This window comes from Veillonella sp. R32 (assembly GCF_010093125.1).
Lineage (GTDB): Bacteria > Bacillota > Negativicutes > Veillonellales > Veillonellaceae > Veillonella_A.
The window spans coordinates 14,201-36,441 of sequence record NZ_NMZQ01000001.1 but is presented as its reverse complement, the minus strand read 5'-3'; the positions used below and the strand labels follow the sequence as shown (position 1 = coordinate 36,441).

Genomic DNA, 22,241 nt, shown 5'->3' with positions numbered 1-22,241 from the left:
CTCCATCTGTCCTATACAAAATATAAATTCTGTATATTTACATATGACACACAATTTTCTACAATGTATTTCATACAAAAGAACCTAGTGTAGTCATTTCTTACGAACACGAACTATACTATGGTAAAGAAAAGAGGTCTATACATGAAAAATCCAGTTCCCGTTGTACTGTCTATCCAAGATATGAGTTCCATTGGCCGTTGTTCCTTAACCGTAGCAATGCCACTGTTAAGTGCCTTTGGCTCTCAAGCGGTACCTTTTCCCACCGCTTTGTTATGTAATCATTTAGAATACCCAAACTATGAAATGGTAGATTTCTCTGAACATCTTCGTCCTTTCATGGATTGCTGGGAAAAAAATAATATTACCTTTGATGCCATTCAAAGTGGCTTCCTCGCATCACCTGATCAGATTCATATTGTAATCGAAGCCATTGAACGGTTTGGTAAAGACAAGCTGATTATCGTAGACCCTGCTATGGCTGACGATGGCAAACTCTATGCCGTATACAATGATACAATGGTGCAAGAAATGCGCAAACTCATTGCTCATGCCCATATTATTAAACCAAATTATACCGAAGCGAGCTTCCTCTTAGGTCATGCTTATGAACCTGAAACAGTAGATGAAGCTAAAATTCGTCAATTATGTAAAGAACTTCACGACTTAGGTCCTCGCCACGTCATCATGTCAGGCGTGCCTCATCAATCCGAAGCCGTAGTAGCTGTATACGATGGTGAAACCGATGATTTACAAATTGTAAGCACTACCTTAGTACCCGTTAAAGCCCATGGCACTGGCGATATTTTCACCGCTGTATTAACAGGCGCCCTAATGCAAGGTTATGATACCTTAGAGAGTGCTAAGATTGCAGCTAACTTCACTACTGATGCGGTAAAATATACACATGAAACAATCGGTTCCATGCGTGACGGGTTACTATTTGAACGCCTCTTAGGACGTTTAACTAACTTAATAAAATAAGAGGAGGTCCTCAACGTTGAAATTTTCAATTCGTGATGTAATTTATATCGGTATGCTATCGGCCCTTTGTGCCTTAGCCACTACCTTGTTAATACCATTACCTACCGGTGCTATGGTACACCTAGGGTCAGCTGCACTCTTTACTATTTCGGCTTTATTTGGTGGCCTTTATGGCGGTCTAGCTGGCGCCATTGGTTCTGGCCTTTTCGATTTAGTGATGGGTCATTCCGCCTATACCCTATTTTCCATTGTGATTAAAGGTATTTCCGGATTAATCGTAGGTTACTTAGTAGTAGGGTTTCGTCCTAATCCTAAAAAAGCCCGTGAAACAACTTGGCTTCGCCTTTTATTCGCTATGCTCGTAGGTAGTGTCTGGACAGCCCTAGGATATTTTGTCGCTTGGGAATACGTACTTAACAGCTTTGCTGCTGCCGTAAGTCGTTTACCAGCTACCTTCTTAACCAGTGGCGTAGGCATCATAGTTGCCCTTTTCTTAGTAAAGGCCCTACGTAAAGTCATTCACAAATAATCTATCGTATGTAGAAATAACCCTACATGCAATAAGATTCCTATATATCGGTATCTTTCCTTTTTAAGGACCTATATCTCTCAAAAACGGCACAGGAGCTTCTCCCTCCTGTGCCGTTTTATTATGGCAGGTATCCCCTTTTCTCCCCCTTTTTTCATCTAATACTTATTTTTTCTAGTCATATATCATCATTTCGTGGTATAATAATAAAATTGAAGAACAAGAAAAGGAAGATTTCATGGATATTTTATTTAATGTAGGCCAAGCCTTCGTAATGGGACTGATTGCCTTTACAATTACACGCTGGGGCTATGTACATAACATTAAAATATTACTTCTCCAAGGGCGACTCAATCGGTTCCAATTTTTAATCGGACTCATTGGTCTTACCTTGGTAGTTAGCCTATTTAACAATCTCATTAGCACCTTAATGAATAATGTGGTTATTTTAGTATCCTATTGGGGTGTCCGCCTATTAGGTTTCTTAGGTCATACAGTGATTCTATCGCTCTACTACGTCCTCTACGCACGACGTGTACAAGACTTTTCACTCCATGGTATAGTAGGCATTTGTTGGTGTATATTCATTGCTTTCACCTATCCCTACTTGCCTATTAAATCTACCAGTGCAGCCTTTATGGTCATCATCTGGATTGTAAACCTAGCCCTATTAGTCATTCCAGGCACAAATAAAGCCAATCGCTATGGTGCACCTGCTATTTGGCCGGCGAAACGAACAAGACGATAAAGATAATATATAGAGAGGCCTTTAGCCTAATTTCTGCGATTTTTAGCATACAAAAAGAGAAGCCCACCTTCTGTAGCGACCATTGTTGCAAAGCAACTCGGGTCGTGAAGAAGGGGGGCTTCTCTTTATATGCTACCTAAATTTAGACTAAGGTATTTTTATTTACAGTTCTTTAAGGTAAACACCAATTCATTAATAGATGCGCTCAAGGAATCCATTTTGTGTTCTAGCCGAATTAATAAATAAGCGGCCACCACCATAGGAAATCCGTAATTTGCCGTAGCTGTTAAGATTGCTTCCATAAAAAACACCTCCTCACTGTTATACATTCCAGCGAGGAGGTGTTGTAAAGTTTAGCGAATGAGCAACATCCATTCTAATAAAGTACATACAATATACGCAATAATAAACTTAATTTTTTGTTTGCGATCTCGATCTTCATCGGCAATTTTTAAACGCTGCGCTAAGAAACGTTTATCACGAATCTGGAGCAATAAATCGCGAATACTAGCCTGGCTTTTTTCATCCACTTCTTTGCCATTTTTCTTTAATGCTTGTTGCTGAATTAAAATACGTCGCTGAAGTTTGCGCATTTGTATCTTAATATTATTATGAACAAACACACTTTGCCATTTTTTACGCGAATCAAAGTACATGTAAATATACCTTGGAATGTTCATTACAATAAAACTAATGCACAAGATACCTAACGAAATTAAGAAGTAGGTAGAAAAAGAAAATTCTATCGTTTCCGTTGGCAAGTAGTGATGTAAAATAACAAAACTAATCCAAACCCCAATTGGCAACAGTAAGGCCGCTGCCATATCAATAGAACGAACCCAACTTGTTTTTACCGGCACTTCTGGCACATTGTAGGTTTCTACTTCATCGCGAAAGGCATAATATTCTAAGCGCAATACCGATTGTTCCGTACGAGCATTGATTAAAATAGCAGGCCCCTTAGCTTCTGGACAACGATTTGGCCAAGCAATTAAACGGCGAATCGGACTATCTGGGGCTAAGTCGAAACGAATAATCCCCTTCTTTTCAAAACGCAACGTAGAGCTATCATCACCAATTTCAAAGGGATTAAAGAAGGTTCCTAAAAGGCTTAAACTCCAATTCCCTAAGAGATGAACAATCGTATTTAAAATGAAACCACCCATATCCACATCAGACATATTGAGTTTCACCGAAAAGCTCGACGCATAATCATCAAACCAAAAATCTTCTATTGTAAATTCTATGGTAATTACGTTACCTAAGGTTGTAATAATCCCTAGATATACTTTATTATTAGCTTCAAATTCAAATGTAACAGAATAAAACAACCAATGATTGCGCAATTGTGCTTTGAGGATACGATTAATCGCATCTTCTTCTACATTGATAATGCGATGATCATATAAATCGACCTCACTAGGCGTCGACAAAGTTGTCTCAACAGGCACAGGCGTAGCAGTCTCCACTGTCTGCTTGCGTGATCTAGCTGTCATCGATTCTGCTATCTCCAATAATCGCGTGACTAGATTATTCATAACGCCTCCTATGGATTTAGCACGTTGTTAACATTCCAATTATACCATAAGACGTCCTATTTTTGAACCATATACCCTTACACCGTTTCCATCGATAATTTGCGGTATGCATAAAAAGCCCCACGTTTAGCCATAAGGGCCTCATAAGAACCGTCTTCTACAATGCGGCCCCCTTCAAGGAATAAGATGCGATCCATCTTTTCTAAGCCACCCAAATGATGGGTAATATAAAGCACCGTCTTATCTTTCATAAGAGCATATAAGGAATTTTGTAACTCCTGGCGAACGACTTGATCTAACCCTTCTAACGGTTCATCTAACAATAGTACAGGGCTATTGCGAAGCCACAAACGAGCCAATGCAATTCGTTGTCGCTGTCCCCCACTAACACCAGCACCACCACTGCCAATAATTGTTTTTAACCCTTGTGGTAATGTCTTAACCCAAGCTGTAAGGGCCGCAAAGTCAAGTGCTTTAGCTAATTCCTCATCAGTCGCCTTCGGCTTAGCTAGGCGAATATTATCCTCTACCGTAGCATGGAATAAATAGGTGTCTTGCGTTAAAGCACCATAAAAATCGCGAGCTCGTGCTATAGGTAATGTCCGCAATTCTTTGTCATTCAGATAGATATGGCCTTCATAGTCATAGAAGCGCTCCAACATAGTAAGCAAGGTAGTTTTACCAGACCCACTAGGCCCTACGATAGCTACCTTTTCACCAGCCTTAATATGCAAAGACATATGTTGATACACATACTCTCTATCATAGGCAAAATTTACATCTTCTAAACGAATTGCCACGGCCCCTGATGGCACATCACCGTCGCTACGACTATCCTCAACAACGGGTGGCTGTTCAGCCAACTGAACTAATCGTTTCATAGCTGCTAAACTTTCACGCCCATGATACCAGGCAATAGTTAATGGCCCTAGGGCTTCAAAGTACGATTGTAACGAAATCGCCACCACTGCAATAAAGATGCCTGCTTGCTGGCTCCCCTGTGCCCAAGGAATCATAATAATCGCCCCTGCCACCATGGTCAACTGCGTCAAACCTAAAAATAAAGTATCCCCTAAATTCGTACCCGTATGCACACGCTGTTGTGCCTTCGTCAATTGTTCAAATTGATCACTCACCAATTTGGTAACACGCATTTCTTGCTTATAAGTAATAATATCCATAATCCCCGCTAAGCTTTCGACAATCGTATCTTTTATCGTACTACGATGAGCTAGGACCGCTTCCGTAGCCAATTGATTATGACGATACACCATAAACGGGATAGCCACAGCACCTAAGAAGAAAGCCAGTGCCAATAGCCAAAGCAAGGAATAACTGAAAAAACTCAAGAAATAAAAACCTAACGCCGTCAACAAAATAGCCCCAACCGGCGGTATAATCACACGCAAATAGAAAAATTGTAAGGTTTCAATATCGGCCATAATGCGCCCTAAAATATCACCAGATCCTAAACGATGTAAAGCGGCGGGCATCAAAGGTTCCAGTTTTTTATAAAACCACACCCGCAGACCATAGAGCCCTTGAAACGCCATGTGATGCGATACATAGCGTTCTATGTAACGGCAAACAGCACGACTAATCCCAAAGAAGCGCACCCCTACAATAGATAAACTAAGGGCTGCTAATTCTGGACGTAAAGCCGCTGATGTAATTAACCAAGCAGACGTAGTCAATAAGCCTACATTCATAAATACCGTTAAAAAGGAAAATAACAAACTTAGCCACAGTGAATTGCGAGCAGGCCCTAAAACAGCAAATAAACGACGGAGTGAACGCCAAGTAGAAACTGTACTTGCAGATAAGGCTGTGTTTCCCTCAGCCTGTGGTACTACTGCTGTCACACCCTGTGGTCCTACTGTTGTCACACCCTGTGGTGCTGTAGTTCTCACATCTTGTGGTATTACCGTTGTCACAGCCTGTGTTACAGAACTGCCTCTGTCACAGGATTCACTTGATGTAGTCATAACGCCCATATTGCAGGCCATATTGACTTCACTATTAGCTTGACTATTAGTTTCACTTTTGGCTCGATTATTGGTTTCATGATCAGCTTCAGCATCCGCTACTTCCGTATCGCCTAAGCCAGCATGGACGAGTTCGCTAAAATAACCATTACGAGCCAATAAATTTTCAAAGGAACCTTGTTCCACCAAACGACCTTGCTTCAATACTAATAAAGTATCAGCCCAGCGCATGGTCTGCAAACGATGACCAATTAATAATACAATTTTATCTTTCATTAACCGCTGCAACGCAGTTGCTAAACTTTGTTCGGTCGCTACATCAAGATGCGCCGTCACTTCATCAAGGACTAAAATAGGCGATTGCTTTAAGAACGCCCTAGCAATAGCAATCCGCTGTCGTTGACCGCCCGAAAGGCCTAAGCCACCTTCACCAATCATCGTATCTAATCCTTGTGGCAAGGAATTAACGAAAGTTTCTGCTTCAGCCGCAACAACAGCCGCTTGAATGGCTGCCTCAGAAGCAGCTTGCCCAAAGGCAATATTCTCCCGTAAAGTCCCCCGGAATAAATGAGGTTGTTGTGGTACAAAGGTAACGGCATCACGCCAAGTTTCACTGGCTAAAGCCAACAAATTGGTACCATCCACCATAATTTGCCCTGCCGTTGGCTGCATGAGGCGCAATAATAAATGAGCTAACGTACTCTTGCCTGCACCACTGCCGCCTACCAACATCGTCACTTCACCACGACGTAAAGTAAAATTAATATGTTCTACAGCCCATACCGTTTTCGCACCTACAGAATCAGCTTGCCCATAAGCATAGGATACATCTTTAAAATCAATGCTCTCAATAGATACCTTAGGCTGTAAATGACCAGACGGCGGTTCTTCAATAGGCAGTGCCAAGAAATCATCAATTTTAGCTAAACTTACCTGGCCCGCCATGCCCGTATGGAACGCAGCCCCTAATTGTCGTAAAGGGGCATAAAATTCTGGCGCCAGTAGAAGCACAAAGAAAGCCGGTAAAAACGTTTCATGTCCATAGAGTAAGGCCATCCCCATATAGACAGCAATAAGAGCCGTACTAATGGTGCTAACTAATTCAAGAACTAAAGCTGACAAAAAAGCGACTCGCAACACGCGTAACGTAGAATCTCTAAACTCGGCTGATAAACGAGCAATGACCTCTACTTGTTCTTCCGAGCGGCCAAATAACTTAAGTGTAGCAATCCCTTGAAGCACATCAAGGAAATGGCCGCTTAAAAAGCTCATGCGCTCCCATTGTTCCTTATTCATAGATTCCGCTTTTTTGCCAATCAAAATCATAAAGAAAGGAATTAATGGAAATGTAATTAATAAAATAATAGCTACCCAAGGCGCCGCATCAATAATGGCAATGGCCATAACCAGCGGAATCATCATCGCGTAGAGCATTTGTGGCACATAACGAGCAATATAAGCCTCTACGCTTTCTAAGCCATCCGTCATCAAATGTACTACATCACCATGGCGTTCACCCGTAAACGGCCCTAAGGCTAATAAATGATGCCAAATCTTTTGACGTAAATCTTGTTTAGCTAATACAACCAAACGTCCTGCAGTTCGTTCTTGACAATACGTAGCCACCATGCGAAGCATAATTGCGCCCAACAAGCAACTAAGCGTCCCCCACACCGCCGTCAACGACTGGCCTTCAAAAAATGTTTTTTCAATTAATACTGCAAAGAACCAGGCCTGCCCTACAATGCCCAATGTTCCTAGCAAACTAAAAATCCCTAAACCTATAGCCTTTCCCTTAAAGCGAAGTAACTCTTCGCGAGCGGTTTTGACTATCACGGAAGCCTCCTACTATAAAAAAGGAAATGCACATTGTACAATGTGCATTTCCAACCCGTCCCAATACGACTATGTAAGCCTATTGGGCATACAATCACTGCCCAAAGCAGTTAACTTAATTCTTAATTACCCCAAAGCACAAAGCCGTCATCATTTTCATCAGGGATTTCAACCTTCTTAGGCAATGTCTTAGTAATCACATTACCAGTAGCCGCGTCAATAAGAACATCTTGTTCTACAAGACCTTGTTTGTCATCCGTATGATAAATAGTAACTTCATATTTTACTTTATTTTCTTCTGCTTCTAGTTTCCAACCTTTACTAATCGCATCGCCACCAATATTAGCAACTGCTACTGCTTCTGCTTGTTTTGGTTCGATTACATTTAATGGATTGAACACTTTGCTTGGAATATCTTTTTCTTTACCATCTATTTCTTCTTTTAGGATTTTAGAAGTGATAACATCTACCGAAATTTTATACGTATTTTTCAACGTGTAGCCAGTTACTTCATAAGCAAAACGACCACGATCTGGTTTCAACGTAATCGAATGAACCGCAGAGTTTGGATATTTCGCTAAAAAGATACCTGCTACCTGACGCATTGTCAAAATCATAGACTGATTAGGACCTTCAATACGTAACGTAGGATTTACATCAGCAGCTACAGCCGTTTGTGGTAATGCTACCGCTACTGCACTGACTGCCAAAGCACCAGCTAGCACACTAGCCAAAGACTTCTTCTTCATATAATAACCTCCTGGACTTGTCTGTACATTATTATTCTTTAAGTATACCATAGACTCTTATGAAAACTCAATTTCAAACAAAAGTTTCTCTCATCTATATCGTAAAATCTTACCAAGCTACGCCCTGATATTTCAGGGACCATTTCAGTTCTCTTTCACCGACTTATTTCTCGGCTACGGAGTCTTCCATTTTATGTTCAAGACGTTTATCCACGTCTTCTTTAATTAGTTTATAAATGGTAGCGGCTAACGGTACGCTTAATAAAATGCCAGGTACACCATACAAAGTACCACCAATCGTAATGGCTGCAAATACCCAAATTCCTGGTAGCCCCACTGAGCCACCTACGATGCGGGGATAAATCACATTCCCCTCAATCTGTTGCATCACTACCAACACAATGAGGAAGATTAACGCATCCATCATACTCACCGATAAAAGCATAATAAGACCCATTAAACCACCAATATAGGCCCCTAATAAAGGCACCAACGCCGTAAGCCCAATAACACAACCAATGGTTGTGGCATAAGGTACGGAGAAGCACCACAAACCGATGCCTACCATAATGCCTAAAATAAGGGCATCTAAAAATTGACCAATAAAAAAGCTACTGAACACTTGGCTCGTTACGCGCCATACATGAACAAAGCCCTTGATGCGATGCTCTTTACCATAAGCACGCGCCATACGGCCTAATTGACGACGCAACACTTCTTTATCAAGTAACACATAAATAGCAAAGATAAGGCCAATAACAAAGTTAAAGACCATCTCTACAGTGTCACTCATAGTTTTCACAATGTAGCGACCACTATCAGCGCCAACCTGTCGCAATTGTTCTACTACATTATCAGAAGAAATGGAATTCATAACACCGGATGTAGATAAGTACGGTGTATTATTAATAAATTGATCCACCCATTGAGAAGATTCATTGTACAAATCAGGCAACGCCTGTACGATAATCCCTAAGGAATGAACCAATTGAGGGATTGCCATACGGCCCACTAGAAATATAGCTAATAAAACAGTCAAAATGGCGAGCACCACGCAAACAGGACGGCGAGTTGTGTGTTGCCACCCGCTCACTTTAGTGGGGAAATAAATACGTTCAAACCGTTTCACAATAATGTTTAGCACGAAGGCGATTAAAATCCCCCAAATGAGTGGCATAATCGCATCCATCCCCATACGGAACGATTCCAACACAGAGTCAAATTTAATGGTAAATAAAAATACTAAGCCCCCTAAAATGATAAGGCTAATAATCGACTTATATTCCTTAAAAAAGCTCATTGCTCTCTTTCCTTACACAGTATATTTAATTATTAAAGTAAAAACGAAATAGTCATACACCTAAAATAAACAGCCACTTAATCAGCATAAACTAAGCAAATAAAGCTTGTAATCGTTCTTCATCAAGTAAGGTACCTACCGTAAATGGTCCAAATAAACCAAAGCGAGCACTTACTTCATCAAAACGCATTTCATTGACAATCTTTTTGAATTGTACCGCATCATCCGACATAAGGGTAATGCCCCATTCCCAATCGTCTAAGCCACAAGCACCGGTAGTAAATTCTTTAATCGTTTCTTCGTATTTCTTACCGATTTGGCCATGAGAACGCATCATACGACCTCTTTCAGCACGATCAGTCATGTACCAGTTATCTTCCAAATTACGACGTTTGCTCATAGGATAGAAGCACATATATTTTAAACGAGGAATATGTGGATACAAACGAGCCTGTACTTTTGGATGATTAATATCCGTTTTCATGTAATTACTTACTTCAATAACGGACACAAAGGAAACGGTTGGTTCTAAAACGGCGCCAATAGCTAGTTTACGAAGAGCGATTTCTTTAGCCGTTACGTCTTCCAACGTTGGTTGCAAGAACCAAATTAAAATATCCCCTTTGCCACCAGCTACATTATATAACGCATAACTAGACGTTTCCGCTTGATGACCTTCTTCAAGAGTCACAATGAAGGCTTTAAATTCAGCCAACGCCTTTAACTGACGTTCCGTATCCCAAGACTGCCACTTTTCAAAATTAATTTTGTAGGTAGCATGGATACTAAACCAACCTTCATAAGTAAGCACTGCTTTTTCATCAATACTAGCGGCATCGCCGTGACCGTGATGACCAGGATGGCCCATGTGTTGTTCACTCATTATAAATTCCTCCTTTTAAAACTTGTAATATGTATTTACTAGTTACATTAAATCGTTACATTAAATATAACAGCTATTGTTAGCGTAATGATTACTGTTCATTCACCATATGTTGTACTAATTCATGAGCTTGCCGTACACCGTCAGGCATGCCAACCCCATCAAAAGGCGTGCCAATCATATGAAGACCTGGATACGCTTTATGAGCATAATCTTTCAACCGGCCCACTAACTCACGATGGCCTACCTTATACTGCGGCATACTCTTATTAAGTCTTGTTAACTCCACCCAAATCGGCGTAGCTGTAAATTTCATAATACGCTGAATCTCACGAATAGCTAATTCTTTAAGGGCTTCCTCATCAAGACGTTGTACCGTGTCATCCCCTGGTTTCCCCATAAACACACGTAAAACCACTTTATCCTGTGGCGTCGTCTGTGGCCATTTAGCCGTAATATAGGTACAAGCCGTCAAAGGCGTTTCACTTTTACGGGTAATTACGAAGCCGGTTCCATCTAAGGAAGCATCAAAGCTAGCTCGATCAAAACCCATAACCGCTATGGCACAAGAAGATAAGTCCATATGCATAAGCTCTTCAAAATGAGGATCCTCTTGAAACCACGCTTTATAACTTTGTGGTGGCGTCGTAATAATCACATCATTATAAGGACTTTTCACCGTGCCCCCCAATACATAGCCTTGAGCTACCTTCTCAATAGCCGTAACAGGCGTGCTCTTATGAAGCGTTACATTCGCTGGCATTTGACCAACTAGAGCATCAATAATCGACTCTAAACCACCTGTTAGCTGGCGGAACTGTCCGCTTGGTTTAATATGGCTACTAGCCCGCTGTTTACGTGCTGCTAACATGCCTTTAACCATATTGCCATGTTTTCGTTCCAAACTATGAAACTCAGGGAAGGTGGCATCTAGGCTTAATTCATAAATATCCCCACCATAAATGCCAGATAATAAAGGCTCTATCAACTTATCCATCATTTCTTGGCCTAAGTGATATTTGAAAAAATCACCAATAGACACATCCCCGTCAGTAGGATATGGACTTTTAAAATAGTCTTGCATAGCACGAATTTTACCAGACCAAGATAATAAAGTAGACTTGGCAAATGGCACAAACTCCGTAGGAATCCCTACAATCGCGCCGCCTGGCAGAGGATGCATAGCACCGCGATCATAGATAAAGGCTTGCCCCGTTGCATTCGTTACAATCGTATCACCTAAACCCAATTCAGTAATTAAGTCGGTCATCGCTTGTTTACGAGCTAAATACGAGTCCGGCCCTACTTCCACTACATACCCGTCAACACGCTTAGTTTTAATTTTACCACCAAATCGGTCTTCTTGTTCAAATACATCAATTTGCCAGTCTGGCTTGGCTTGACTTAAATAATAGGCCGCTGTAAGCCCGGTCAAACCACCGCCAATCACAGCTACTCGACTCATGCTTTCACCTCGTCTTTTATTGGTAAACGTCGTACCGCTTGGGCCATTGCTTTCACAAATACAGCATCTGTATTCGGCATCGGTACCCGTTGATACATTACATTTAATTCCTCGCAAAGCGCTTTACACGCTATATCATTATCATAGAGTATTTCTAAGTGATCACAAACAAAACCTATGGGCACATAGACAATAGCTTCTACGTGCTGCGCCACTTGACGCGTTACTTCTGCCACATCGGGTGTCAACCAATCACCACGAACGCCCGCACTTTGCCACGCCATAGCATACTCCGTAAGGCCTACTTCCGCCGCAATGCGCTGAGCTGTTGCTTCTACCATTTGCGGATACGTATCCCCCATATGAATAACATGATAGGGCAAGCTATGAGCTGTAAAAATAACGCCTACTTTCGATTCCTTTACCGTTTCTAGCGTAGCTTGTAAGGCACGGCTCCAGTAAGCTAAAAATTCTGGTTCCTCATTCCAAGCAGTCACTTCACCAATCGTCATACCATAACGGGCGGCACGACGTTTCGCTCGTTCAAAATAAGAAGCCGTGGCAAACATGGAAAAATAAGGGGCCATAACAATCGCTACCGCTTCAGTCAACCCCGCTTCATGCATAGCGGTTACTGCATCTTCGATAAAAGGAGCCATATGTTTATGACCAATAAACAATTCATATTCTATACTATCACTCGCTTCATTCAGCTGTTTAGCTAATAATTCGGCCTGCCCTTTCGTTATCGCCGCCAAAGGAGATAAACCACCAATCGCATCATAACGTTGTTTCAAAACAGCTACTTCAGCCTCTGTCGGCGCATAGCCACGACGAATACTCGTATAATACGGCATCAAATCTGCTTCTGTTTCAGGCGTACCATACGCCATTACTAATAAACCAATCTTTTGTTTCATCGCGCCCCCACTAGCAACTCGTTACTTCATGCACATACGTTACAATTCGTTTGAGTACTTCTGGATTCGCTTCTGGCACAACACCATGACCCAAATTAAAAATATGTTTACCATGAGCTTTGCCAGCCGCTAAAATGCGATCAATTTCACGTTGAATAGTAGTCCAATCAGCAAATAAATACGCAGGATCTAAATTACCTTGCACCGCTTGCGTAATACCCATAGCCTGTGCTTCTTCAATAGAACAACGCCAGTCAAGGCCAATCACATCAAGTGATAGCGTACGCCATAAAGGCAATAAATGATACGTACCAACACCAAACATGGTAATAGGCGTCGTCGGATATTGTGCCTTTAGCGATGTAATTAAGTCTTTCATAAATGGATAAATGCGAGCCTCATACTCACGGGCACTCACCGCGCCTACCCAAGAATCAAAAATTTGGATAGCACTTGCGCCCGCTTCAATTTGAGCGCCTAAGTAGACAATACTCATGGCCGTCAATTTGGCCATCAAAGCATCCCATAAATCAGGGCGAGCCACCAACATCTGCCGTGTCTTCTGATAGGTTTTAGAAGGACCTCCTTCTAACATATAACTGGCTAACGTAAAGGGAGCGCCACCAAATCCAATAAGTGGCACTTCCAATTGTTCCTCTGTTAAAAGGCGAATCGTTTCTAACACATGAGGTAAGGATTCAGCCATATCTAACGCACGCAAGGCAGCAATATCCGCCGCAGTGCGAATAGGATTGCCAATAACAGGACCAATGCCCGGTTTTAACTCTACATCAACCCCAATCGGCACTAAAGGCGTCATAATATCTTTATATAGAATAGCTGCATCTACATTATATTCTTCCACCGGTAAACGTGTAATATAAGCACACAATTCCGGCTGTTGAGTAATCTCGAACAAGGAGTATTTTTCCTTAATACGGCGATATTCTGCTTGACTGCGACCAGCTTGTCGCATAAACCATACAGGGCAGTGAGTTGTTTCCTCCCCGCGGATTGTTTGTAAATATGTCATATTCATGAGATAGTCTTCTTTCTACTAGTTCTAAGTATATACTTAATCTTACCATTTCTAGTGACAAATGAAAACTTTTTTCCATGAATTTCATAAATTTATACCCTTATTTTATATTAATTAAACGTAAACGTTTCTACCCTCGCCTATATAAAAAGGACACCACACCAATAAGTGTAATGTCCTTTTAAGGATTTACCGCCGTGCAAAAGCACTATCCACGCTATAACGACCTGGGCCAGCAATAAACAGCATAATCGCGCCAAACATCATTTGTGATGGGTAATCCCATTTAAAGAACCCACCACCTAAGGCTGCATAGGTAGCAATCAACAACGTAAAGGCTATAAGCAAAGCCCCTAAGCGAGTCAAAAAGCCTAAAATGATTAAAAAACCACCTAGCAATTCAGCCGCCGCTGCCGCCATACCTAATAACAAAAAGCCATCAGGCACACCAAATTGTGCCATAGTATGACCAATATTGTACAAGGTTTGTTCCCCGCCAGCAAATTTAAAATATCCATGTGCCATCATAGATAGGCCAAAAACAATGCGATAAAACAATAAGCCTAAATCTTGATGACGGAATAAATTATGAAACAAAAAATTCATATATACTCTTCAAACTCCTCATTCAATATGAAACTATTTAATGACCTTGGCAAAGCCATTCACTAAAGGCCATAAAGTATCATCATCAGCACTATTTAAAGCAATGATTCGTGCCGATGGTCCAAAATACACATTATCATACAATACAATGTGTAAGGTTTCCGAATAAATCACATCGCCTACAGGATTATCAAAACGCAATGTGCCAACATAAGTACCATTTTTCTGAACGGTTAATGGCTCTACTACACGATAAGTCTGCACTGTATTCATGCCACCTGCATTAATTACAGCCGCTAATTCTGGCAACGAAGATGGGGTGGCCTGTTTTTTCTTCAAGGAAATAACAGGCATTTTACTATCAATCCCTAAGTTACGCAAACCTTGTTCGCCAAAACGAACATCGGCTACTAAGCCATAGGAAAACACATTATCCACCTTATAGCGCAACTGATATACATCAGCACTTAAAACACCTTTATCTAATAAAAATTGTTTAAAATCTTGGCTATCAGTAAATAAGGCTTTTTGAGAACCAGCCAATAAGGTTACATTATTTGGTACTTTAATATCTTTAATGGCTACCGTAGCTGGCGTAGCGGCACTAGCTAAGCTAGTAACACTCACCGCTAGCGCCAATGCCAACGTAGCACACCAAGTGCTTGCTTTCATGGACAACTCCTCTATCTAAATTTAACCTTTTTTCTGTGCTTTCGCCCAGCTATCACGAAGGCCTACAATACGATTCATTACAATATGATCAGCTGTACTATCTGTATCCGTCACAAAATAACCTTGACGAAGGAATTGGAAATGATCGCCTACTTGCGTAGTTTTAAAAGCAGGTTCCCCCTTGCCTTGGCAAATAGTCAAGGAATCAGGATTTAATTGTTCTAAGAAATCTTTGTCTGCTGTTTCTTCATCATCCGCTTTTAATAAGTAATCATATAAACGAATTTCCATATCCACCGCAGTCGTAGCTTCTACCCAATGGAGAGTACCTTTAACTTTGCGTTGGCAACCACTGCCACTGCGACTTTCAGGGTCGTAGGTACAATGAATTTCCTTAATGGAGCCATCTTCGTTCTTGATCACTTCATGGCACATAACAATGTAAGCACCTTTTAAACGAACTTCTTTGCCTGGTGTCATGCGGAAGAATTTTTTCACAGGTACTTCCATGAAGTCATCTTGTTCAATGTAAATTTCACGACCAAATGGCACTTCACGAGTCCCCATAGCTTCATTTTCAGGGTTATTTTCAATTGTTACCATTTCCGTCTGCCCTTCTGGGTAGTTTGTAATCACTACCTTAACAGGCTTAATAACTGCCATCTGGCGTGGTGCTTTCATTTTCAAATCTTCACGAATACAGAATTCAAGCAAAGCAATATCCACCACGCTATCCGCTTTAGCCACACCAATACGCTGACAGAAATCACGAATCGCTTCTGGGGTATAACCACGACGACGTAAACCTGAAATGGTTGGCATACGAGGATCATCCCAGCCGCTTACCAAATTCTTTTCCACCAATTGACGCAACTTGCGTTTACTCATAACCATATTCGTAACATTTAGGCGGGCAAACTCAATCTGCTTTGGCTTCTCTGTATCAGGCCATTCTTCAAGCACCCAATTATATAAAGGACGATGCACTTCAAATTCAAGGGTACATACAGAATGGGTAATGCGTTCAATCGCATCCTCCACTGGATGAGCATAGTCATACATAGGATAAATGCACCATTTACTGCCTGTACGGTGATGATCCGCATGCAAAATACGATATAGCACAGGGTCACGCATTACAATATTAGGCGACGCCATGTCAATTTTAGCACGCAACACCTTTTCGCCATCTTTATATTTACCCTCTTTCATTTCTTCGAAAAGGCGTAAATTTTCTTCCACCGATCGATCACGATAAGGGCTATTCGTACCAGGTGTGCTAAAGTCACCACGGCTATTTTTAATTTCTTCTGGCGTTTGGTCATCTACATAAGCACGACCTTTTTTAATCAACTCTTTAGCATATTCATACATCTGGTCAAAATAATCAGACGCAAAATATTCACGGTCGGCCCAATCAAAACCTAACCATTTTACATCCGCTTCAATAGAGTTAACATACTCTACATCTTCTTTTACCGGATTCGTATCGTCAAAACGAAGATTGGTAAGCCCTTGATAGCTTTCACCTAGGCCAAAATTTAAGCAAATTGACTTAGCGTGGCCAATATGCAAATAGCCATTTGGTTCTGGTGGGAAACGAGTATGCACGCGTTTGCCATAGGTACCTTCTTCATTGTCTTTATTAATAATCGCTTCAATAAAATTTACTGCTTCCGTATTTGGAGTTTCCAACAATAACCATCCTCTCTACGTGGAACCAACTAAAATCACTACGTGAAACCAACTTATACTGGTTTGCTCATATCTTCTTGCGGTTCTATCATATCTTTTTATTGTATCATAAATCCCATATCTATGCCATGAATCAGCGAATCAATGACTATTGGGGTTTAACCCAATAACTATTCAGCTTTATAATTCACATCTTTATTGACACAAGTTTTTAACGGTTTACCTTGTACCCCCAGAATCAAATTATCCGCTGTAAGCATAGCCATATCGCGTCGTGTACGATCAGTAAACGAGGCAATATGAGGAACCACCAACACTTTGCCGGTTTTCAAAAGGGGATGATCCGCTGGCAATGGTTCAGGATCCGTTACATCTAAAGCGGCATAATCAATTTCGCCTTCATTGAGGGCCCATACTAATGCATCCGTATCAACAATTTTCCCCCGACCTACATTCACAAATAGCGCCTCTTTTTTCATCTTTTTAAAAGCTTCTTTATCAATCATGTGATACGTCTCAGGAGTCAACGGTGTCACTACTAACACCACATCACTTTCTGCATAGAGCGTATCTCGATCTCGATACTCTACCATATATAGCTTTTCATCAGGGCGAGGCTTGCGATTATTGTAAATAACCGTCATCCCAAAAGCACGGGCACGACGTGAAATGGATACCCCAATATTCCCCATGCCAATAATCCCTAAAGTGCAACGGCTCAAATCCTTCCCTTTAATATTCGAAGGACGTTGTTCCCATTGACCACTTTTTACAAACTCTGCATTTTCCATAACGCGACGACTAGCGGCCGCTACCAACGTAAACGCCAACTCAGCGACTGACTCCGTTAGTACATCTGGCGTATTGCCATACGGAATATGACGCGCCGTTAAATCATCAATAACTACATTGTCATAACCTACCGAGGCTTGTGCAATAACCTTTAAATTAGGCGCTTCTGCTACTAAATCAGCATCCACAGTTACATTGTTAATACTCCAAAGACCATCGGCCTCTTTAAGCCATTCCTTCAAGGTTTCACGAGGCATAGGCGTCTTTTCCGTCCACTGCTTAATCGTTACATATTCACTCAAATACGCTAACGCATCTTTACGCACCAAACCAGGTACTACTACAACAGGTTTACTCATATTATCAACCTCCTAGTAAGTAATCTATCAAAATTAATGGTATACATCTTATACACTATGTTCCTTCTTTTCATTATATACAATTTGAGCCATTAGATAAAATAAAAACATTGAAAATTTCAGATATTTTAATCTTTTATTATTGCGAATGATTTTCATATCTATAAATCGAGATAAAAGATATCTAAAATGCTCATGTTTTTTATAGACAATTTATTAAATAGCTTTATCAAATTAACGATATATGTTATAGTTAACATATAAATACGTCTGTCAGATATGGCCTTATCCCCTTTAGTTAGGCAAACCATATCTTATATTTGTATATTTAATTATTTATATGTTTACCTTGTCAATTTACGGTTAACTATTTATTTGAAAAGAGGAATTTCCATGGCATATATTGACTCATTAACTGAATCTGAAGTAACGCTGCGTGATTTCAAAACAGTATTGAATCGACTCATGACCAATTACGATCCTAATCATCCTGTTACCATTACTATCAATGAATCAGGTCAATCGCGCACTTTCTCCCTAGTTCCTAAACGCACTCGTCGTCGTTCCAATGGAGAAGCCTTTGCGATTAAAGATATTCCTTTTGAAACGCTCGAAGATCCTAAAGAACCAGGCACTTACATTGCCATCGACACCTTTAATATTGCGGAAAATACACCTATCCCTTTTGTATATGGTCTCTATGTAGACTTTGATGTAGTCCGTGATTTACGCTTCTTTAACGATCGCGAAAGTTGTGAAAAGTGGTTAAGCAAAAAAATTAAGTTACTTGAAAAATAATTAACAGGAGGTCCTATGAAAATAGCTACATTTACCGCACCTAGTGGCTTTCGCCAATGGGGTATTATTGATGATGAAAACCAAACTATTTTAGGTAGTGCCGATTTAGAAGAATCGTATTATTCCTTTTTACCTGAAACGATGGAAGAACTCATCAATATGGGCGATGAAGGCGTACTCTTACTCGCCAGTGCCTTAGAAAAACATCGTGAAACTCCGATTGCGGTGCCATACAACTTATCTGAAGTGGTACTTGAAACACCTTTCACACCACATCGCAATGTATTTTGTGTCGGTAAAAACTATCGTGAACACATTGCCGAATTTGATAAAACAGGCGGTGAACCAGAATATCCTATATTCTTCACTAAACTACCGACTGCGGTTACAGGGCCTAATCAAGTCATTCCTTTACATCGAAATGCTACAGCTGAAGTAGACTATGAAGGCGAACTGGCTATTATCATTGGCAAACGAGGTTCCAATATTCCTGAAAATGAAGTCTATGACTACATCTTTGGCTATACCATCATTAATGACGTAACCGCTCGTGATTTACAGCGCCGTCATTCCCAATGGTTCTTAGGTAAAAGCCTTGATGGCTTCTGCCCTATGGGACCTGCTATTTTAATTGGTGATAAGCAGCCAAAGGACTTTGAAATTCGCACCTATGTAAACAGCGAACTTCGTCAGTCCGGCACAACGGAAGATCTTATTTTCTCCATTCCTACCTTGGTTAGCACACTAAGTCGCGGATTGACTTTAGAGCCAGGCGACATTATCGCCACAGGTACACCATCCGGCGTTGGTGTTGGATTTAATCCGCCACGCTTCTTACAAGAAGATGACGAAGTATCCATTACCATTCCTGGCATTGGCACCTTGGCTAATACAGTACAACTAGAAGTGCCAAAATTGGAATATGAAGAGTATTAAAAAACTAGCCACTATTTTTGCTTTGTCAAGCTAAAGTCTTAATGTGTTAACGCAAAAGCCCATTCCCTATTCTTGCTTCCTACGAGTCAAGCTCTGAAGGTCGCTTCAAATAGGGAATGGGCTTTTTCACAACAAAAATACTTTTTTCTGAAATCTGCAAATAGTGGCTAGTTTTTTTACTAGATGGAAAAAGATGAGTGCTGTAAACAATATTCGCTCTTCTTTTGTGTTCTAAAAATTGAACTCTAAGAAAAATACTTATAAAAATTACTATTTAAATTTATAAGTCTTTCAATACGACCCAAGTACCTGCTTTAGTGGAGCCTACTCGTTCAATGACGCCTTTAGCTTTTAAATTGGCAATGTTATAGCGTACACCGGCCGCAGTAATGCTCCCTAAGATATCCGCAATTTGAACGGCTGTAATTTGAGGATTTGCTTTCATTAAATTTAAAATTTCATCAACTACAGAAGAAACCTTTTTACGAGGTTTCTCTTTTTTATGGGAATTATCTAATTTTTCATTGACTGTAAGTGTATTGCGTTTCACCTTCTTATATACATATTCAGGCTCTTCTAAAAACTCTGGCTGAATACGCATTATCACATTGGTATAATTATCAACATCATTATCTGGCAAAAACAGTAAATCTGGCGAACCATTATTTAACCTATTTTCTTTACTAGTTTTTAATTAAATTCTTTATTAGTATTATGTTAATGACCTTCTTAATATATATAATTTATTCACCGGTTCTACAAATTTGACTTTCTTGCATTTTATTTTTATAATTAATGCAAGAAAGTCAAAAATAGAGAGAGAGTGATAGTATGAGCCAGTCTAAAGTACTAAAATTAGCTTATAAAAATAATGGGACAATTACTTCAGCTATGATTACTGAAGAAAAAATTTCACGTGGCCATTTACATTATTTAGTAAAAATAGGAAAACTAGAACATACAGCTCGTGGCGTATACATATTACCTGAAGTCTGGGATGATGAGTTCTTAAATGCACAAACACGATACAAAAAAAGTGTTTTTTCTCTAGGCAGTGCACTTTTTTTATTAGGCCTCACTGATCGAACGCCTGCCATTTTGACACTCACTTTCCCCTCTTCCTATAATGTAACAGCCCCTAGAAATCAAGGCTACCGTTGTAATCGAGTGAAAAATACAGAATTTAATCTAGGGATAATTACTACTACAACACCAGCTGGTAATTTAGTAAAAACATATAATGCCGAGCGTACATTATGTGATATAGTTAAACCTTCAAATCGAGTAGATATTCAATTAATCACAGCTGCCTTTAAGCAATATATGGCAAGCTACAAAAGAAACCTTCCGCTCTTATCAGAATATGCAAAAATACTAAAAGTAGAAAAAAAAATAAAACCTTATATTGAGGTACTACAATGAAAAATTTAATGCAATTTAAAGCTCAAATAAAAAAACTTGCTGAAAAAAAACATATAACAGCACAACTTGTTTTACAAAATTTTATGCTTGAGCGTTTTCTAGAAAGAATATCAAAATCAATATATGTCCATTATTTTATAGTAAAAGGTGGATTTCTCATTGCTTCAATAGCAGGGCTAAATTCTCGAGCAACTATGGATATGGATGTAACAATAAAAAATTATCCTGTTTCATCAGAAAGTATCCAAACAATGATATTAGATATTATAAAAATTCCCTTAAACGATAATATCTTATTTTCACTTCAATCTATCAAAAATATTAGAGAGCAAGATGACTACAGTGGGTATAGGGTTTCCTTAAAAGCAACATATGATGAAACTAAATTATCAGTAGATTTAAAAATTGATATAACAACAGGTGATAAAATAACTCCAAAAGAGATTACATATGAGTATCCCCTTTTGTTCGAAAATAGATCTATTAAAATATTAGCTTATAACCTAACTACAATATTAGCTGAAAAAATAGAAACAATTTTATCTAGAGGAACACAAAGCACTCGACCAAGAGACTATTATGATATTTACATATTAGCAAAATTAAAATCTCAAGACATCGATTATTCATTACTCTATCAAGCATTATTATCTACTGCCACCAAAAGAAATTCCTTTTTTATTTTTGAAAATTATTCTAGAATCCTTTCATCTATAGAATCAAGTATAAGCTTACAAAACCAGTGGAAATCTTATCAAGAAGAATATGCTTATGCAAAATCAGTAAAATTCGAAGATGCCTATTATATACTCTCAAAACTAGTAAAAAAAATAATGCAAAGTAAGTCTTAATATATTCCCCCCGAGGCACAAAAAAAGACCGTTCCCTATTTGTAGCGACCTTACGAGCTTGACTCGTAGGAAGCAAAAATAGGGAACGGTCTTTTTACCTTTCGCCCCACTCCCACAGATATAACATGCAAAAA

General features: G+C 39.9%; 21 protein-coding genes. 7 read left to right on the top strand and 14 right to left on the bottom strand.

Features of this window, described 5'->3' with window-relative positions:
• The first annotated feature begins 144 nt into the window (after positions 1 to 144).
• The 3 genes from VER_RS00150 to VER_RS00140 all read left to right on the top strand — a co-directional run bounded on the left by VER_RS00150 (position 145) and on the right by VER_RS00140 (position 2,261).
• Entirely contained in the window at positions 145 to 984 is an 840-nt protein-coding gene (locus VER_RS00150; protein ID WP_162098874.1) for a pyridoxamine kinase, read from the top strand.
• Positions 985 to 1,000: 16 nt separating this feature from the next.
• On the top strand, positions 1,001 to 1,513 hold the full coding sequence (locus VER_RS00145) for an ECF transporter S component (protein ID WP_162098873.1): 513 nt from the start codon (positions 1,001 to 1,003) through the stop codon (positions 1,511 to 1,513).
• A 238-nt stretch (positions 1,514 to 1,751) separates the two neighbouring features.
• Positions 1,752 to 2,261, top strand: coding sequence for a DUF805 domain-containing protein (locus VER_RS00140; protein WP_162098872.1), 510 nt, complete (start codon positions 1,752 to 1,754; stop codon positions 2,259 to 2,261).
• Positions 2,262 to 2,419: 158 nt separating this feature from the next.
• Here VER_RS00140 and VER_RS00135 read toward each other — a convergent pair whose 3' ends face one another.
• The 13 genes from VER_RS00135 to VER_RS00075 form a co-directional block, all read right to left on the bottom strand.
• Positions 2,420 to 2,563 (bottom strand): YvrJ family protein, encoded by a 144-nt coding sequence (locus tag VER_RS00135; protein ID WP_162098871.1) that lies wholly within the window; start codon positions 2,561 to 2,563, stop codon positions 2,420 to 2,422.
• A gap of 51 nt (positions 2,564 to 2,614) precedes the next feature.
• Complete coding sequence (locus tag VER_RS00130; RefSeq protein ID WP_162098870.1) at positions 2,615 to 3,799, bottom strand: hypothetical protein; 1,185 nt, start codon at positions 3,797 to 3,799, stop codon at positions 2,615 to 2,617.
• Between the two features lie 77 nt (positions 3,800 to 3,876).
• Complete coding sequence (gene cydD, locus VER_RS00125) at positions 3,877 to 7,620, bottom strand: thiol reductant ABC exporter subunit CydD (RefSeq protein WP_162098869.1); 3,744 nt, start codon at positions 7,618 to 7,620, stop codon at positions 3,877 to 3,879.
• 122 nt (positions 7,621 to 7,742) lie between these two features.
• Positions 7,743 to 8,369 carry a PepSY domain-containing protein gene (locus VER_RS00120; RefSeq protein WP_162098868.1) on the bottom strand — a complete coding sequence of 209 codons (627 nt, stop codon included), beginning with the start codon at positions 8,367 to 8,369 and terminating at the stop codon, positions 7,743 to 7,745.
• A 163-nt stretch (positions 8,370 to 8,532) separates the two neighbouring features.
• Positions 8,533 to 9,669, bottom strand: a complete 1,137-nt coding sequence (locus VER_RS00115; protein WP_162098867.1) for an AI-2E family transporter — start codon at positions 9,667 to 9,669, stop codon at positions 8,533 to 8,535.
• 91 nt (positions 9,670 to 9,760) lie between these two features.
• Positions 9,761 to 10,552, bottom strand: a complete 792-nt coding sequence (hemQ, locus tag VER_RS00110) for a hydrogen peroxide-dependent heme synthase (RefSeq protein ID WP_162098866.1) — start codon at positions 10,550 to 10,552, stop codon at positions 9,761 to 9,763.
• A 91-nt stretch (positions 10,553 to 10,643) separates the two neighbouring features.
• Positions 10,644 to 12,017 carry a protoporphyrinogen oxidase gene (gene hemG, locus VER_RS00105; RefSeq protein WP_162098865.1) on the bottom strand — a complete coding sequence of 458 codons (1,374 nt, stop codon included), beginning with the start codon at positions 12,015 to 12,017 and terminating at the stop codon, positions 10,644 to 10,646.
• Positions 12,014 to 12,937 (bottom strand): ferrochelatase, encoded by a 924-nt coding sequence (gene hemH / locus VER_RS00100; RefSeq protein ID WP_162098864.1) that lies wholly within the window; start codon positions 12,935 to 12,937, stop codon positions 12,014 to 12,016. Before hemH ends, hemG begins: the two co-directional genes overlap by 4 nt.
• Before the next feature lie 10 nt (positions 12,938 to 12,947).
• The gene (gene hemE, locus VER_RS00095) at positions 12,948 to 13,976 is read right to left on the bottom strand and encodes a uroporphyrinogen decarboxylase (protein WP_162098863.1); all 1,029 of its coding nucleotides are present in this window, start codon (positions 13,974 to 13,976) and stop codon (positions 12,948 to 12,950) included.
• A 189-nt stretch (positions 13,977 to 14,165) separates the two neighbouring features.
• Positions 14,166 to 14,582 (bottom strand): DoxX family protein, encoded by a 417-nt coding sequence (locus tag VER_RS00090; protein ID WP_162098862.1) that lies wholly within the window; start codon positions 14,580 to 14,582, stop codon positions 14,166 to 14,168.
• A gap of 33 nt (positions 14,583 to 14,615) precedes the next feature.
• Positions 14,616 to 15,254: a hypothetical protein gene (locus VER_RS00085; protein WP_162098861.1), complete on the bottom strand. Its 639-nt coding sequence runs from the start codon at positions 15,252 to 15,254 to the stop codon at positions 14,616 to 14,618.
• Positions 15,255 to 15,275: 21 nt separating this feature from the next.
• On the bottom strand, positions 15,276 to 16,949 hold the full coding sequence (locus tag VER_RS00080) for a glutamine--tRNA ligase/YqeY domain fusion protein (RefSeq protein WP_162098860.1): 1,674 nt from the start codon (positions 16,947 to 16,949) through the stop codon (positions 15,276 to 15,278).
• A 170-nt stretch (positions 16,950 to 17,119) separates the two neighbouring features.
• A complete protein-coding gene (locus VER_RS00075) occupies positions 17,120 to 18,100 on the bottom strand; it encodes a D-glycerate dehydrogenase (RefSeq protein WP_162098859.1) in 981 nt (326 codons plus the stop codon).
• Positions 18,101 to 18,493: 393 nt separating this feature from the next.
• Between VER_RS00075 and VER_RS00070 the strand changes: the two genes are divergently transcribed.
• A complete protein-coding gene (locus VER_RS00070; protein ID WP_162098858.1) occupies positions 18,494 to 18,898 on the top strand; it encodes a hypothetical protein in 405 nt (134 codons plus the stop codon).
• 15 nt (positions 18,899 to 18,913) lie between these two features.
• Positions 18,914 to 19,834, top strand: a complete 921-nt coding sequence (locus tag VER_RS00065; RefSeq protein ID WP_162098857.1) for a fumarylacetoacetate hydrolase family protein — start codon at positions 18,914 to 18,916, stop codon at positions 19,832 to 19,834.
• 280 nt (positions 19,835 to 20,114) lie between these two features.
• Here VER_RS00065 and VER_RS00060 read toward each other — a convergent pair whose 3' ends face one another.
• The gene (locus VER_RS00060) at positions 20,115 to 20,474 is read right to left on the bottom strand and encodes a winged helix-turn-helix transcriptional regulator (RefSeq protein ID WP_162098856.1); all 360 of its coding nucleotides are present in this window, start codon (positions 20,472 to 20,474) and stop codon (positions 20,115 to 20,117) included.
• Positions 20,475 to 20,665: 191 nt separating this feature from the next.
• Between VER_RS00060 and VER_RS00055 the strand changes: the two genes are divergently transcribed.
• Entirely contained in the window at positions 20,666 to 21,256 is a 591-nt protein-coding gene (locus tag VER_RS00055; RefSeq protein WP_162098855.1) for a type IV toxin-antitoxin system AbiEi family antitoxin domain-containing protein, read from the top strand.
• On the top strand, positions 21,253 to 22,107 hold the full coding sequence (locus tag VER_RS00050; protein WP_162098854.1) for a nucleotidyl transferase AbiEii/AbiGii toxin family protein: 855 nt from the start codon (positions 21,253 to 21,255) through the stop codon (positions 22,105 to 22,107). The genes VER_RS00055 and VER_RS00050 overlap by 4 nt, the downstream gene beginning before the upstream one ends.
• Positions 22,108 to 22,241 lie beyond the last annotated feature (134 nt).

Coding starts and splice junctions, on each gene's coding strand:
- VER_RS00140 (WP_162098872.1), top strand. CDS start 1,752: ATGGATATTTTATTTAATGTAGGCCAAGCCTTCGTAATGGGACTGATT.
- VER_RS00075 (WP_162098859.1), bottom strand. CDS start 18,100: ATGAGTAAACCTGTTGTAGTAGTACCTGGTTTGGTGCGTAAAGATGCG.
- VER_RS00050 (WP_162098854.1), top strand. CDS start 21,253: ATGAAAAATTTAATGCAATTTAAAGCTCAAATAAAAAAACTTGCTGAA.
- VER_RS00065 (WP_162098857.1), top strand. CDS start 18,914: ATGAAAATAGCTACATTTACCGCACCTAGTGGCTTTCGCCAATGGGGT.
- VER_RS00135 (WP_162098871.1), bottom strand. CDS start 2,563: ATGGAAGCAATCTTAACAGCTACGGCAAATTACGGATTTCCTATGGTG.
- VER_RS00130 (WP_162098870.1), bottom strand. CDS start 3,799: ATGAATAATCTAGTCACGCGATTATTGGAGATAGCAGAATCGATGACA.
- hemH (WP_162098864.1), bottom strand. CDS start 12,937: ATGAAACAAAAGATTGGTTTATTAGTAATGGCGTATGGTACGCCTGAA.
- hemG (WP_162098865.1), bottom strand. CDS start 12,017: ATGAGTCGAGTAGCTGTGATTGGCGGTGGTTTGACCGGGCTTACAGCG.
- VER_RS00120 (WP_162098868.1), bottom strand. CDS start 8,369: ATGAAGAAGAAGTCTTTGGCTAGTGTGCTAGCTGGTGCTTTGGCAGTC.
- VER_RS00115 (WP_162098867.1), bottom strand. CDS start 9,669: ATGAGCTTTTTTAAGGAATATAAGTCGATTATTAGCCTTATCATTTTA.
- hemQ (WP_162098866.1), bottom strand. CDS start 10,552: ATGAGTGAACAACACATGGGCCATCCTGGTCATCACGGTCACGGCGAT.
- VER_RS00085 (WP_162098861.1), bottom strand. CDS start 15,254: ATGAAAGCAAGCACTTGGTGTGCTACGTTGGCATTGGCGCTAGCGGTG.
- VER_RS00150 (WP_162098874.1), top strand. CDS start 145: ATGAAAAATCCAGTTCCCGTTGTACTGTCTATCCAAGATATGAGTTCC.
- VER_RS00090 (WP_162098862.1), bottom strand. CDS start 14,582: ATGAATTTTTTGTTTCATAATTTATTCCGTCATCAAGATTTAGGCTTA.
- VER_RS00055 (WP_162098855.1), top strand. CDS start 20,666: ATGAGCCAGTCTAAAGTACTAAAATTAGCTTATAAAAATAATGGGACA.
- VER_RS00070 (WP_162098858.1), top strand. CDS start 18,494: ATGGCATATATTGACTCATTAACTGAATCTGAAGTAACGCTGCGTGAT.
- hemE (WP_162098863.1), bottom strand. CDS start 13,976: ATGAATATGACATATTTACAAACAATCCGCGGGGAGGAAACAACTCAC.